This window comes from Caloramator australicus RC3 (assembly GCF_000297115.1).
Classification (GTDB): Bacteria; Bacillota; Clostridia; order Clostridiales; family Caloramatoraceae; genus Caloramator; species Caloramator australicus.
Window position 1 is genome coordinate 1 of the sequence record NZ_CAKP01000079.1, and the last position, 13,014, is coordinate 13,014.

A 13,014-nucleotide genomic window follows, 5' to 3' on the forward strand; every position below is an offset into this window, starting at 1 on the left:
AACATCATCAAGTAATATCTATATTCTCCGCTCTTTCTTGATTTGTAGTATGTTCTTGAATATTCTATTCCTCCTAGGAGCGTAATAATACTTTTCTTGTCTTTTCTTTCAACTATCCTATCCTTTTTTCTCTTATCATCTTCTTTAATCGCTTTATCTAATTCTTCTAAAAAGTCTTTTATTATATTCCTTCCAAGTTCATCAGTCGATTCTTTAACTACCTCAACAAGTTTTGTAAAATCCCATTCTTTTGACAGCATTTCTTCTACATTTTTTATTAATTTAGTAGTGAAATTTATTAAATGTTGTTGTATAATATCATGTTGTATAATATTATTCAAAAGAGACACCCCCTTATTGATTTGTGTTTTTTCCACTTTTTATTTTACCACAGGGGTTGTCTCTTTTAAATTTTTTGTCCTTTTTCGTCCTACAATAATTTTACACTATGTATACTCCATCAGATGTAGTAGGGAATAATATAGTCGACTATATTTATAAAGATGATTTGAAAAAAACTTTTTCTGAAATAATGTATGCTATTCAAACCCGTGAGAGCAAAAGGGTAGAGTGCAGGGTGAGGATAAAAACAGGGAATTTTGTGTGGGTGGAGGCAATCTTTAGTCCTTTTTTTGATCAAGAGGGAAACTTAAGCGGATTATATGGTGTTCTAAGGGATATAGAGGATAGAAAGAAAATAATAAAGGAAAAGGACAAAAACATAGAAAAATTTAAAGCCATCATCGAATCCACAAAGGGTGGAATTTGTGTTCATGACGATAAAAATATTTTAGAAATGAATAGCTTATTCAAAAAAATGTTTAGAATTGAAGGTGAACAATGTGCAGCAGAAAAAATATTAGATTTTACAAGGAATAATTTAAAGGATCCGGATACTTTTTTTAATAGATTAGAAGGTATATTTAAAAGTAAAGGGATAAGAAATGGAAGGCTTGAAACCAAGGATGGTAAAGTTTATGAATATTACACAAAGATGATTTATAAAGATAAACATGTTTACGGTAGAATATGGCAGATATTTGATGTAACTGCTCAAGTAAAATACGAAGAAAAATTAAAGAAAAAGGAGGAGCAGTATAGAAAGTTTTTTGAATTGATGCCGGACCCTATAATCGTCCATAAAAATGGACTTATATTATATGCTAACAGGGCAGCAGAAGAAATAGTAAAGGTTGAAAATCTTGTAGGTCGATCTATGTTGGACTTTTTGCACGATGATTTTAAGAAAATTGTAATGGAAAGGGTTAAGGAGACCTATGAAAATGGAGTAACCTTACCTTGGCTTGAAGAAAAAATAATAGATATGGATGGGAATATCATTGACGTTGAAGTTGCAGCAACACCTGTTGATTTGGATGGGGAGATTGTATCCTTAGTTGTAATAAGGGATTTGAGACAAAAGAAGGAACTTGAAAGGAACAGAATGATGCTCAATGAGGCTATGGAGCTTGAAAGGGTAAGAAGTGAGTTTTTTGCAAATATATCCCATGAGCTAAGAACACCCCTTAATGTAATATTGGGAGCTGTTCAACTTATGCAAATTTATATAAATAATGAGGATACTAAAATCCAGGAGAAGTTATCAAAGTATGTTAAGATGATGAGGCGAAACTGCTATAGACTTTTACGCCTTGTAAATAATCTTATCGATATAACCAAAATTGATTCAGGTTATTTTGAAATTAATCAACAAAATGTGGATATAATAAAGCTTTCTGAGGATATTGTGGCATCAGTTGAGGAGTATGTTGAAAGGTTTGGGCTAAAAATATTTTTTAAAACGGATCGAAAAGAAAGAGTAATAGCTGTAGATCCGGATAAAATAGAAAGGATACTTTTAAATCTTATATCAAACGCCATTAAGTTCACGGATGTTGGAGGCAGTATATTTGTAAATATAAGCAACGATGAGAAGTATGTTAAAATATCAGTTAAGGATACGGGGATTGGTATTCCAAAGGAGAAGTTAGGATTAATATTTGATAGGTTTAGACAGGTAGATAAATCCTTAAGCAGAAATCATGAGGGAAGCGGAATAGGTCTTTCCCTTGTTAAAGCTTTAGTAGAGATGCATGATGGAGAAATTGCTGTAACAAGTGAGGAAGGAGAAGGAAGCGAATTTACTGTAATTCTTCCTGCAAGGACTATAGAAACAAAAGATATAAGTTTAGTTGATAGAAGCATAACCAATGGTTATGTTGAAAGAATCAATATCGAGTTTTCAGATATTTATTCATAATCTGTAACCAAAATTCCCCCGATGCATATTATAAAAATATGCGGGGGGATTTTTTATGATATATGCAGTTATATTATCCGGTGGTTTAGGGCTTAGGTTTTGGCCAAAATCAAGGAAAAATTTACCCAAACAGTTCCTTAAGGTCCTTGGCGAAAAGACGATGATAGAAAATACCGTTGAAAGGATTTCCAACATAATCCCTAACGACAGGATATGTATTGTAACAAATAATATTTATGTCGATAAGATAAATGAAATTTTAAAAATAAAAAGCTCCAATATATTTAAAGAGCCCTTAAACAAAGAAACGGCATCATGCATAGGCCTTGCTGCAATAAAACTTTTAAAGAGGGACTTTGAAGCGACAATGGTTGTTCTGCCTTCCGATCACGTTATAGAAGGGCAGGAGGAGTTTGAAAGGGCAATAGTAAAGGCGATAGATGTTGCACAGGATGGTGATTATCTTGTAACCTTTGGAATAAACCCCACAAGACCGGAATCAGGCTACGGATATATAGAAGTTGGTGATACAATAGAGGAAGGAGTTTACAAGGTTAAACGCTTTATAGAAAAGCCAAACGTAGATGTTGCCGCATCCTTAATTGAAAAGGGAAATTTTCTGTGGAACAGCGGTATGTTCGTATGGCGTGCAGACCCACGACTTACCAAAGTGCGATAGTGCCTGCCTCTTGACATTTTGACTTTTTGACATTTTCAATATATGGAAATTGTTAATATATCTGTTTAATCGTTGGGATGTTGTGGTAAAATTATATTAAGTATTTTAGAAAGGGGTGATGATATGTCACTTCCTAAAAGGCGTTATATTTTTACTTATATAGACTATTTGAAGCTTGACTCTAACGAAAGAGTTGAACTTATAGATGGTCAGTTTTTTGCAATGTCACCTGCACCGTCAAGAGTTCACCAGAAAATAGTAACTGAAGGAGCGAGGATTATTGGCAACTTTTTAGCCGAAAAGGGTCTAAACTGTGAAGTGTATGTGGCACCCTTTGATGTAAGATTAATGGATGAGGGTGAAAGTGAGGATTCCTGTAAAAATGTTGTTCAACCAGATATTTCGGTTGTATGCGATAAAAATAAACTTGATGATAAAGGCTGCAAAGGTGCACCAGATTTTATTATAGAAGTTGTTTCACCCTCAAATGCTTCAATTGATTATGTTAAAAAGCTTTATTTATATGAAAAGTTTGGGGTTAAAGAGTATTGGATAGTTAATCCTGATTCAAAGAACGTGTTAGTATATATATTAAATGATGAAGAGCAGTATGGTGAACCACAAAAATACAAATTTAATGAACAAATTAATTGTAATGTTTTTAAAGACCTTAGGTTTAGTATAGAAGAAATTCTGCAATAGTGCCTGCCTTTTGACATTTATAGAGCAGGCAGAAACTATAGCAATGAGTCAATAGCTTTAGGGATTAGCGATTTTTTAGAACTGGCAATTATGTTTGAGGGCAAAAAGGTTATGGTGGCTGTAGAATAATAAAAAATGTAAAGGGTGATAAAAATGAAAAATATCGCAAAGATGCAAGTTTCATATTCTTATAAGGATTACCTGCAATGGGATGAAAAGCATAGATATGAATTAATAGAAGGAGTGCCTTATCTTTTAGCATCGCCATCCGTTCTTCATCAAAGAGTTGTTGGGAATATATACTTTTCCCTTAAAAATTCAATAAAGGAATGTAGCGTTTTTATTTCGCCATTAGATGTATTACTTGTAGAAAACAACGAGTCGGCAATGGACTCTAAAAACGTAGTTCAACCAGACGTCTTTGTTGTTTGTGATGAAAGTAAGATAAAAGAAAAATACTGCATCGGGGCTCCTGATATTATCGTTGAGGTTGTTTCACCTTCAACTGCAAGTAAAGATGCCATAGAAAAATTCAATCTCTATGAAAAGTTTAAGGTTAAAGAATACTGGATGGTAAGGCCAGAAGAAAAGACAGTAACGGTCTTTAGATTAGAAAACGATAGATATGGAAGACCAGATGTATATGATGAAAATGGAGAAATAATTTTGCTTATAGAGAACGTAAAAATTAAGGTTAAGGATATATTCGAATAAATGATAAAAATTTAGCTATCGATAATTATGGAAGTGAGTAAAATGAATTTAGTAAAGATTGAAATAGATGTGCCTGAAACTTTACTTAACTTTGTGGATGTAAAAAATGTTGAATATCAAAAAAAGATAAGAGAATTGATGGTTTATATCTTAGTAAAAGAAAATAAGATATCTTATGGCAAAGCTGCGGAAATATTGGGCTTAAGTAAGTTTGAACTTATAACTGACCTAGGTAAAATGGGAATTGAATATTTTGATATGGAAGGCTCAGAGGCTATAGAAGATGTAAAAACGATAGAAAATTTAATGGAGTGAAGTTTATGATTCAAAGTAATTTACAAGAGGTAGAAAATATTCTCAAGGAGAATATCGATAAATTACTTTCCCAGTTTGATATAAAACTCATATATATTTTTGGCTCCTATGCAAAGGGAAACAATAAAAAGGATAGCGACCTTGATATTGCAGTTTTAATGGGTGCATATTCACCCTTCGATAAATTAAACTTGATAGGAGAGTTTATGGATATTTTTAAAAGGGACGATATCGACCTTGTTATATTAAACGATGCAAATGAGGTCTTAAAGTTTCAGGTAATTAAATACGGTAAAAATGTCTATAAAATAAGCGAAGATGAAAGAGTATTATTTGAAGCAAGGGCTATGGACGAATATATGGATATGGAGTTTTTCAGGAGAAGGCAAAAGGAAATAATGGACATGGTTTTTAAGGAAAAATGGGGTGATATAAGTGACAAGAAATATAGTTGATTTGATAAATTTTAAAATTAGAGAGCTTCAGAAAAATTTATTGCATTTAAAGCAGGTATCCCTTGAAGTTAACAAAGAAAATCTTAAGGAAGATATTATAAGATATTGGGGAATTGAGAGGGGAATACACATATGTGTAGAATGCGTTCTTGACATTGCAAATATTATAATATCTTCTTTAGGCTTAGAAAGGCCTGATAGTTACAGGGAAACTATACTAACTTTATACAAACAAGGCGTTATCCCAGAGCAGTTTGCAAAACAAATTGTAGGAATGGCGTCCTTTAGAAATATACTTGTTCACGACTATACAAGGGTTGATGAGGATATTATTCTTGATGTATTAAAAAATAGACTAGACGATTTTGCAGTGTTTGCACAATATATTACAAAATGGCTTGAAGAAAATCACTAAGGCAGGTTAATCACCTGCCTCTTTGTATCTTATATCTATGCTTTTGCTATCCCCATCCCAATATATCGTTTCTATTATATCCCTAAGGAGCATTTTCTTTTCTTCAAAGGATGAATTTTCAAAGAGGGTTTCAAACCTTTCCATAGACTTTACAAACTCATCGATTTTTCTTTTTCTTGTAACTTCAAGTTGATGTGAATCTTTAAGTTCTTGAAGTTTTTTCTTTAAGTTTAAGTTTTCCTTTGAAATGGAGTCTATCTTATGAAGAAGAACCTTAGACAAATTTGAATCCTCAGTCAGTGAAAGGGTATTTGTAAGGTTGTCGATGGCCTTTTCATTCTGCTTTATTTTGCTGTTTATACTTTCAATTTCTTCATTTATAGATTTAGATGAAAGATTTTCCTTATACTTTAAAAGCTCTTCTAAAAGTTTTTTCTTATCAAGGCAAAGCCCCTTTAAAGTTTCAATTACAGCTTCTTCAATTTCCTCTCCCTTTGCATTTTTATTATCACATCTTGTTTTGCCTGAATTGAGCTTTAAAGTGCAGGTATAATAGTAGGGCCTTTCATTAGTCTTTTTATTTAACACTCCGTAGGTAACCTTCATGACGCTGCTGCATTTTGCACATCTTAAAAGGCCAGATAAAAGCCCTGATTTTGATTTGCCAAGCCTTGGGGCCTTTTCTTTGTTTTTTTCAAGGGTGCGCTGAACTTCAAGCCAATCTTTAGCTTCAATAATTCCTTCATGTTTTGCAACGGCACACACCCAAAGATTCATATCCTTAAACTCTCCTTTGCCTTTTCTTTTGTTGTAGAGTAGAAGACCTTGTTTCCCATTAGGCTCCCCTATAACTGTAATCCCTTTTTCCTCAAGGTAGTCAAAAACTTCTTTAGTTGCTTTAACATAGGCTGGATTGTTAAGTATCGTTTTAATCTTCATCTTAACAAAATCTTTTCCCCTTTTGGTTTTGATGTTGTTTTGAAGAAGATACTTTTCAACCTGACTTAATGACTTATACTTAAGATACTTTTCAAATATAAGTTTAACAAGTTCAAGTTCCTCTTTAATAGGTTCAAGTTTAAACATCTTCCTTTGTTTGCCGTCTTTATCGGTATATATAATAGGGACGCTTTTAAATCCTGTAGGGGTTTCCCCTCCAAGCCACCTTCCGCTCTTTGCAAGCTCAAGCATATTATCCTTTATTCTTTCGGCTATAGTTTCCCTTTCAAGCTGAGCAAATACGCTGGCTATATACATCATTGCCCTTCCCATTGGAGTTGAGGTATCAAACTGCTCTGAAACCGAGATAAACTCAATCCCAAGCTTTGATAGAAGCTCAATAAGGTGGGCAAAATCTGCAATGTTTCTGCTGACTCTATCTAGCCTATAGCATATAAGGACATCGAATTTTTTAGCCTTTGCATCCTTTAGCATCCTTTGAAATTCAGGCCTTTTTATGTTTTTACCCGAAAAGCCTTCATCTTCATATATTAAGTATTCCGTTATTCCCATTTTTTCAAGGTAATCTTTACAAATAGAGATTTGATTATCGATAGATTCGCCCTTTCCAGTAAACTTTGACTTTCTTGAATATATTGCTGCAACCTTCATCTATATTTCCTCCTAATCCTTTGCATCATTTAAAAGTTTAATAATATAATCCACTTCATCTGCATTTGGGGAAAGCTTTAATTTGATAAGATTGAGAACTGCTTGCGTGTATAATTCGTTTAATCTTTTGGGATTTGACTTTGAATTTAATGTGATTTTAGTATTTAACATAACCCCCCACCAAATAGATTGCTATGAAAAATAAAGGCTTATAATTTCAACATTTTTATCATGTGTAATTATTATTTTCTCAATGGTGTTTAAAAGAAGGATTCGGATATATCTTTTGTAAATATTAGAGTCAAGTTTTTTGGATATTGAGTCCAATAGCTTTGTATCTTTATTTATTTTTTCTTTAAATTTTTCTTTACTAATTAAAGGCTCACGTTGCTTTTCAGCGTTTCTTTCAAGCTTTTTCTCTATTATTTCTTTATTAATACAAAGAAAGCTTTTAAATTCTTTGAGGGAATCGAGCAAAACATATTGGGTCTTATCTTTTTCCATATCTACATCATGCTTTGTTTGGGTTAATTCGAATATTTCCTTTTCGCAATTTTCAAGCTCTGCAATTACACTTTTATATTCTTCATACAACTCTTCCCTCTGCTTTTTTAAAAGCCCAATTTTTTCTTCATGCTTTTTAACATAGGCATTATAAAACTCATCATAATGCTTTTCATCAGAAAGTAAATCAGTTATGCGTTCATTTATTTTGCTTATTATTTTTTCTTCTATTTCTTTAGCATCAATACAAAAATCCCATTTTCCTTTATCATTATCACAGTAATAGACCCTTTTTTTACCCTTCCCATTGTTTTTGCACTTTAGCTTTTTTCCACAGTCTCCACAGACCAAAAAGTCTTTAAGAAGAAATGGTGTGGATAAAAATTTTGGATTATTTCTTATAAGTGATTTTATCTTTTTAACTTCTTCCCATATTTCATTAGAGATTATCTCATTTTCAGTTATTTTACTTGATTTAATAGGATTAGTATGCTTTACTGGATTCCTTGCTCCGCCTTTTTTATTCCAAACGATATATCCGAGATAGCTTTCGTTGCTTATAATGCTTTTTATTGAATTAACTGTCCATTTTCTATCATTGTTTTCAGGATATTTTTCTCTTATTAGTTCCGCAATAATTTTAGGTGAACATCCTGAAAGATATAAATTAAAAATTTCTTTAACTATCGCAGCTTCAATTGCAGACACCTTTAAAGTAGTTCTGCCTTTAGGACCTTTGTTTAATTTGTATCCGTAGGGGGGTGGACCACCAGCCCATAAATTATTCTTTATTTTATATTCATTCCCAAGCTTAACTCTTGCACCTATTAGATTGGCCTCTAACTGAGCAATATTGTTTAAAAGATGGTCGAAGAATTCATTAATTTTTTGGTTTTGAGTATTTAAGTCTTCCCCTGGTCTGCAGTAAACCACATCAATATTTAGTTTTTTAAAAAGGTATTTTAAAAGAAGCGATTCATGAACATTTCTTGTTAATCTGTCGTGACTGTAAACAAATAAAGTATCGAATTTACCAAGTTTAGCATCGAAAATAAGTTCATTTAAGCCCTTTCTTGAAGAAAAGCTGTCATCTTCAAAGTTTGAACTTATGGGTTTTTTGGATGCGGATTCAGTATCTTCGTATATAAAAGTTACTCTATTTTCAAGGGCTAGTTCTTTTATTTTCATTTTGATAGTATTAAATTGTGTATCCTTAGATGTATTTGAATCCTGCTTTTCAGTCGATACCCTCAGATATATCGCTATCCCTTTTGTAGGTGAAGGAGTATTCGATTTTAAATCTTGTAATGTATTTTCCATCTTTTTCACTGCTTCTCACCTTTATGGATTTAATTATTTTGTTGAGTAGGGGAATAAAATAATCTTGATTTGATGTTATATAGGTAATTAAATTGGATTTAATTTGGTTTATTAAATAATCATGATTTGGTATTTTTGAGGAGCTTTTGTAGTGATTTGATATTATATTTTGAAGTTTTTCAACATAACTAAGCTGCTTTCTAAATTCAGCTATTTTTTGAAGCAGCATATTTAATTCATCTTGAAGATTGACTAATGCGTCTTTATCTAAGTTTTTGTCTTTTACGTATTCTTTTATTAACTTCATCTTTTCTATTCTTTTTTATTTATCTCTTTATCAATTTCGGATATTTTGTTTGTAATTACATTCTTAAACTTATGAAATCCATCGTCGGAGCTTTTTAAAACATCGTCAATTATTATTTCTAGTATGGATTCGATTAGATTTGTCTTTATATATGCATTGCATTTGTTGAGGCAGGTTAATATATTATCCGTTAAATAAAGTTTTTTATAACAGCTGCTGCAATATATTTTCCCTTTAAAAAGGTAGTCTTCGTCAAAATCATCATTTATTTTAGATGCCATTATATTGCAGTAAACTGTTTGGAATGTATCATCATCTTCAATTATTTTTTCTACGTTTTTAACATTAATAAATGCATCCCAATCGATTTCAACATTGTTTCCAGAACATTTTATTCCTTTATTTGTGTTTTTTGCATCCTTGAGCATATAACCGCTGTATATTGGATTTTTCAATAGACTTAAAACTAAGGCATGGTTTGATAAATGATTTTTTATTGCTTCTAATTTGTTTTTTATTAAATCTAAGTTATTGCCAGTTAAATATTCAGTTTTTATTTCGTTTAAGATATTTTTTTCGTAAGGTTCATTAGATAATGAATCAAGATTATATATTTTTTGGGTGTCTAGATTTTGGAAAATTACTTCCATGAAATTTTCAAAAGCGGTTATTAAGTATCCTATTTTAGACTTATTTGAATTTATGAGATTTTTGTATTTTTCATACATATATTTTACAAAAAGCGCTTCTAAAGTTTTCTTTTTGTATTTTGTTTTTATATTATCTTGATTTGTGCTGTCAACATACTCTATTCTTTCATATCCAAAGGGGACATTTTTTGCAGCATTATAAACACCTTGGTTTCTTCTAAAATCCCTCCCTTTTGAAACTCTTTCATTAATATTGTTTGGTTCAAGCTCTGCAATCATAACTAAAAGGTTCTCAAGAAAATCTCCTTGCGTTGTATTGTCGGATACGTATTCTGTTTCTTCTGAAAAAAGTATTTTAATACCTAATTTTTTAAATAAGTTTTTAAGGTCTATCCAGTCTTTTAAATTTCTTACGAGTCTATCATGTCTATAGGCAACAACAGTTTTGAATTTTCCTGCCTTTGCATCTTCAATGAGTTTTCCAAAGCCTTTTCTATCTGGTGGTGGAGTTGTTCTTCCAGATACATGGTCTACGTAAATGGCGTATAAAAGGAGATTTTCTTTATTAATTTTTTCTTTTGCTTTTTCTATTTGAGATTTAATTGAATTGTTGTCCTTTACAGAAGATACCCTGGCGTATATTGCTGCATATTTTTCGGGGTTTTTTATTATTTCTTCATTTATTACATTTATTTTGTTCATCCCTAATTATATCACCTAAAATTTCGTTATCTATCAAAAAAGATATAATATTATTTACAAAATTATTCCAATTAAGGGTATCTTCTGAGTATTTTATAGTAATTTTTAATGGTTTTTCCTTTGTTTTTGGCAAAAAAATCACCACCTTAGTTGAATTTTAATTTTTACGATAGGGAGTTAATATGGTTGGTTATATTAACTCCCAAATTGATAGATTTGATTTTTTAAAGATGTGAAATTCTTAAAGACTTGATTTTAGTTGGCTTTGACATTGAAGGCTTCGCAGAGATTATAATATTCGCAGGAATTTTTACAGTTATTAGAGGAATTATAGGGAAAATCTTTTTCGCTCAAAATTTCATTAATTACTTTTTTTAGATTATAAATACCATTTTCCAGGATAGTTTTGGTTAATTCTATTGAAATTTTTTGATTAGGAACAAGGTAGTAGTAGCTTATAACTTTAGGCAGTTTATTGAACCTATATTTTGTAAGTAGGGCGTATATAGGGAGCTGAATATTGTTTTCAAACTCTTCTTTGCTAAGGGCAGTGTATCCCGCTTTGTAATCTAAAACTTCAAGGATTCCATTTTCGTTTAAATACAATTTATCAATTTTTCCTAATAAAATTAGATTTTTATTTATATCCTGCTTTAAAAATTCTTCACATAAAATTATATTTCCCATATCCCTCCTTTCGGAGCAGTAGTTTAAAAGCATATTTTGTGCTCTTTTTAAAAAGTTTTCTTCTATTTTGGAATTTTTATATCCGTCGGAAACCCAGTGCCTTTTTAATAATTGCATTAAACTATCGGCTGTTTGCCATTCTTTAGGGAGCATATTAAATTCTGCCAGTGTGTTGTGAACGCTAACGCCAAGGCTGAGGAAGGGAGATTTTACAGGAGCTGCCGAAACTCTGTCGATATACTTAAATTTAAACTTCCTTTTACAAGTCCTAAAGGTGCTAATACTTGTATAGCTTATATAGATTTTACTATTTGCTATATTTTCACCTCCATTAGTTAGTATGAACAATAATTTTATTTTTATTCATTTTTTTATAAAAAAATATAAAAAAATGAATAAAAATAAATAAAATATCCTGTTGGACTTGCCAACAGGAATCGTTATTGAGTATTTATAAAAAATTCTATTTCATAAATTAATTTTTCTAGGAGTTTATTTAATTTTAAAGGATTATACTTTAACTTTTCGGCAGCATTTATATAATTAGAAATTAAATTATTTATTTGTTCTTGGATATCAGTAGAATTAAGTTGGTTAGATAATATTATTTCTTTAAATTCTTTTGTATTAATAGGAAAAACTGAAATAAAAGGGATATCAAGAGCAGAACACAATTTAGATAGTAATTCTAAATTAAAAGTATCATTTCTGGCATTTTCTATATTATTAATTAAGCCTGCAGAAACTCCAATTAAATCAGCAAGTTCCTGAGTAGAATATCCTTTTATTAATCTTTTCTCCCTTATTAGTTTTCCAATCCTAACAATTATTTCATCCATAGTAATCCCTCATTTGTATTTTTTATATATAATTCTACAGAGAATGCTAAAATCCTTTTATTGGAAATTAAAAAAGTGAGTTTTGTTGGATAAATAAAATCAATATATATTGAAGAATGGTGGAGTTAATATCATGTCCTTCCTTGACAATGGTTTCAAGCTTTATTAATGATTTATTATCAATATATCGAGCTGCTCTTGATAATAGCTCTTTATTAATTTGAACAGATATTTTTTCATTATTTGATTCCAATATTTGATTAATCATTTGAGTAATTTCAACTGAGGTGTTTTTATCTGATATATTAGTTTCCTTACTTCTAGAAAACAGATTTGCAAGATTCATTTCTAAACTATCAATCTTATTATTTAATATTTCCAACTGATTTTTTAAATTTTCACTTAAAGAAGCTAATTGTTCATAATTTTTTACTTTGGTGTTGTCGATAATAATTGTTGATTCAATTTCTGCTTTCTTTTCTGTTTCTATTTTTTCTGAATCAAGATTGTTTTCATCCAATTGATGCTGCTCAGAAGGATTGTTTATACCATTATCATAGTGTAAAATTATTGTAGGACGAAAAAGGACAAAAAATTTAAAAGAGACAACCCCTGTGGTAAAATAAAAAGTGGAAAAAACACAAATCAATAAGGGGGTGTCTCTTTTGAATAATATTATACAACATGATATTATACAACAACATTTAATAAATTTCACTACTAAATTAATAAAAAATGTAGAAGAAATGCTGTCAAAAGAATGGGATTTTACAAAACTTGTTGAGGTAGTTAAAGAATCGACTGATGAACTTGGAAGGAATATAATAAAAGACTTTTTAGAAGAATTAGATAAA

General features: G+C 30.7%; 17 protein-coding genes and 1 pseudogene. 8 read left to right on the top strand and 10 right to left on the bottom strand.

What is annotated here, in order from left to right; translation table 11 throughout:
* A partial coding sequence (locus CAAU_RS07210; protein ID WP_040306202.1) for a UPF0236 family transposase-like protein occupies nt 1–341 on the bottom strand: 341 nt, incomplete at its 3' end.
* Between the two features lie 107 nt (nt 342–448).
* Here CAAU_RS07210 and CAAU_RS07215 point away from each other — a divergent pair.
* From CAAU_RS07215 to hepT, 7 genes are all read left to right on the top strand, one after another.
* On the top strand, nt 449–2,260 hold the full coding sequence (locus CAAU_RS07215) for a PAS domain-containing sensor histidine kinase (protein WP_008908772.1): 1,812 nt from the start codon (nt 449–451) through the stop codon (nt 2,258–2,260).
* A gap of 55 nt (nt 2,261–2,315) precedes the next feature.
* Entirely contained in the window at nt 2,316–2,939 is a 624-nt protein-coding gene (locus CAAU_RS07220; RefSeq protein WP_008908773.1) for a mannose-1-phosphate guanylyltransferase, read from the top strand.
* A 123-nt stretch (nt 2,940–3,062) separates the two neighbouring features.
* Complete coding sequence (locus CAAU_RS07225; RefSeq protein ID WP_008908774.1) at nt 3,063–3,641, top strand: Uma2 family endonuclease; 579 nt, start codon at nt 3,063–3,065, stop codon at nt 3,639–3,641.
* Nucleotides 3,642–3,794: 153 nt separating this feature from the next.
* Complete coding sequence (locus tag CAAU_RS07230; RefSeq protein WP_008908775.1) at nt 3,795–4,355, top strand: Uma2 family endonuclease; 561 nt, start codon at nt 3,795–3,797, stop codon at nt 4,353–4,355.
* 42 nt (nt 4,356–4,397) lie between these two features.
* Complete coding sequence (locus CAAU_RS07235) at nt 4,398–4,670, top strand: UPF0175 family protein (RefSeq protein ID WP_008908776.1); 273 nt, start codon at nt 4,398–4,400, stop codon at nt 4,668–4,670.
* A 5-nt stretch (nt 4,671–4,675) separates the two neighbouring features.
* Nucleotides 4,676–5,125 (top strand): type VII toxin-antitoxin system MntA family adenylyltransferase antitoxin, encoded by a 450-nt coding sequence (gene mntA / locus CAAU_RS07240; RefSeq protein WP_008908777.1) that lies wholly within the window; start codon nt 4,676–4,678, stop codon nt 5,123–5,125.
* A complete protein-coding gene (gene hepT / locus CAAU_RS07245) occupies nt 5,106–5,540 on the top strand; it encodes a type VII toxin-antitoxin system HepT family RNase toxin (protein ID WP_008908778.1) in 435 nt (144 codons plus the stop codon). The genes mntA and hepT overlap by 20 nt, the downstream gene beginning before the upstream one ends.
* Before the next feature lie 6 nt (nt 5,541–5,546).
* On the opposite strand, the gene CAAU_RS07250 is transcribed toward hepT, so the two are convergent.
* The 9 genes from CAAU_RS07250 to CAAU_RS07275 form a co-directional block, all read right to left on the bottom strand.
* The gene (locus CAAU_RS07250; protein WP_008908779.1) at nt 5,547–7,151 is read right to left on the bottom strand and encodes a recombinase family protein; all 1,605 of its coding nucleotides are present in this window, start codon (nt 7,149–7,151) and stop codon (nt 5,547–5,549) included.
* 12 nt (nt 7,152–7,163) lie between these two features.
* Nucleotides 7,164–7,322: a hypothetical protein gene (locus tag CAAU_RS14610; protein ID WP_008908780.1), complete on the bottom strand. Its 159-nt coding sequence runs from the start codon at nt 7,320–7,322 to the stop codon at nt 7,164–7,166.
* A gap of 21 nt (nt 7,323–7,343) precedes the next feature.
* Complete coding sequence (locus CAAU_RS07255) at nt 7,344–8,975, bottom strand: recombinase family protein (protein ID WP_156792054.1); 1,632 nt, start codon at nt 8,973–8,975, stop codon at nt 7,344–7,346.
* The gene (locus tag CAAU_RS14615) at nt 8,893–9,282 is read right to left on the bottom strand and encodes a hypothetical protein (protein ID WP_008908782.1); all 390 of its coding nucleotides are present in this window, start codon (nt 9,280–9,282) and stop codon (nt 8,893–8,895) included. The genes CAAU_RS07255 and CAAU_RS14615 overlap by 83 nt, the downstream gene beginning before the upstream one ends.
* 5 nt (nt 9,283–9,287) lie before the next feature.
* On the bottom strand, nt 9,288–10,634 hold the full coding sequence (locus CAAU_RS07260) for a recombinase family protein (protein ID WP_008908783.1): 1,347 nt from the start codon (nt 10,632–10,634) through the stop codon (nt 9,288–9,290).
* Entirely contained in the window at nt 10,609–10,767 is a 159-nt protein-coding gene (locus tag CAAU_RS14620) for a hypothetical protein (RefSeq protein ID WP_008908784.1), read from the bottom strand. Before CAAU_RS14620 ends, CAAU_RS07260 begins: the two co-directional genes overlap by 26 nt.
* A 122-nt stretch (nt 10,768–10,889) precedes the next feature.
* A complete protein-coding gene (locus CAAU_RS07265; protein ID WP_040306207.1) occupies nt 10,890–11,669 on the bottom strand; it encodes a RecB family exonuclease in 780 nt (259 codons plus the stop codon).
* 92 nt (nt 11,670–11,761) lie between these two features.
* Nucleotides 11,762–12,160 carry a helix-turn-helix domain-containing protein gene (locus CAAU_RS07270; RefSeq protein ID WP_008908786.1) on the bottom strand — a complete coding sequence of 133 codons (399 nt, stop codon included), beginning with the start codon at nt 12,158–12,160 and terminating at the stop codon, nt 11,762–11,764.
* 67 nt (nt 12,161–12,227) lie between these two features.
* The gene (locus CAAU_RS07275; RefSeq protein ID WP_040306209.1) at nt 12,228–12,680 is read right to left on the bottom strand and encodes a hypothetical protein; all 453 of its coding nucleotides are present in this window, start codon (nt 12,678–12,680) and stop codon (nt 12,228–12,230) included.
* 145 nt (nt 12,681–12,825) lie between these two features.
* On the opposite strand from CAAU_RS07275, the pseudogene CAAU_RS07280 reads away from it, so the two are divergent.
* A pseudogene (locus tag CAAU_RS07280) lies at nt 12,826–13,014 on the top strand (UPF0236 family protein); the annotation flags it as partial.

What these genes read in the sequence shown, in the direction of transcription:
- CAAU_RS07235 (WP_008908776.1), top strand. Translation starts at nt 4,398, where the DNA reads ATGAATTTAGTAAAGATTGAAATAGATGTGCCTGAAACTTTACTTAAC.
- CAAU_RS07250 (WP_008908779.1), bottom strand. Translation starts at nt 7,151, where the DNA reads ATGAAGGTTGCAGCAATATATTCAAGAAAGTCAAAGTTTACTGGAAAG.
- CAAU_RS07225 (WP_008908774.1), top strand. Translation starts at nt 3,063, where the DNA reads ATGTCACTTCCTAAAAGGCGTTATATTTTTACTTATATAGACTATTTG.
- CAAU_RS14610 (WP_008908780.1), bottom strand. Translation starts at nt 7,322, where the DNA reads ATGTTAAATACTAAAATCACATTAAATTCAAAGTCAAATCCCAAAAGA.
- CAAU_RS07215 (WP_008908772.1), top strand. Translation starts at nt 449, where the DNA reads ATGTATACTCCATCAGATGTAGTAGGGAATAATATAGTCGACTATATT.
- CAAU_RS07230 (WP_008908775.1), top strand. Translation starts at nt 3,795, where the DNA reads ATGAAAAATATCGCAAAGATGCAAGTTTCATATTCTTATAAGGATTAC.
- CAAU_RS07220 (WP_008908773.1), top strand. Translation starts at nt 2,316, where the DNA reads ATGATATATGCAGTTATATTATCCGGTGGTTTAGGGCTTAGGTTTTGG.
- CAAU_RS07255 (WP_156792054.1), bottom strand. Translation starts at nt 8,975, where the DNA reads ATGGAAAATACATTACAAGATTTAAAATCGAATACTCCTTCACCTACA.
- CAAU_RS07270 (WP_008908786.1), bottom strand. Translation starts at nt 12,160, where the DNA reads ATGGATGAAATAATTGTTAGGATTGGAAAACTAATAAGGGAGAAAAGA.
- CAAU_RS14615 (WP_008908782.1), bottom strand. Translation starts at nt 9,282, where the DNA reads ATGAAGTTAATAAAAGAATACGTAAAAGACAAAAACTTAGATAAAGAC.
- CAAU_RS07260 (WP_008908783.1), bottom strand. Translation starts at nt 10,634, where the DNA reads ATGAACAAAATAAATGTAATAAATGAAGAAATAATAAAAAACCCCGAA.
- mntA (WP_008908777.1), top strand. Translation starts at nt 4,676, where the DNA reads ATGATTCAAAGTAATTTACAAGAGGTAGAAAATATTCTCAAGGAGAAT.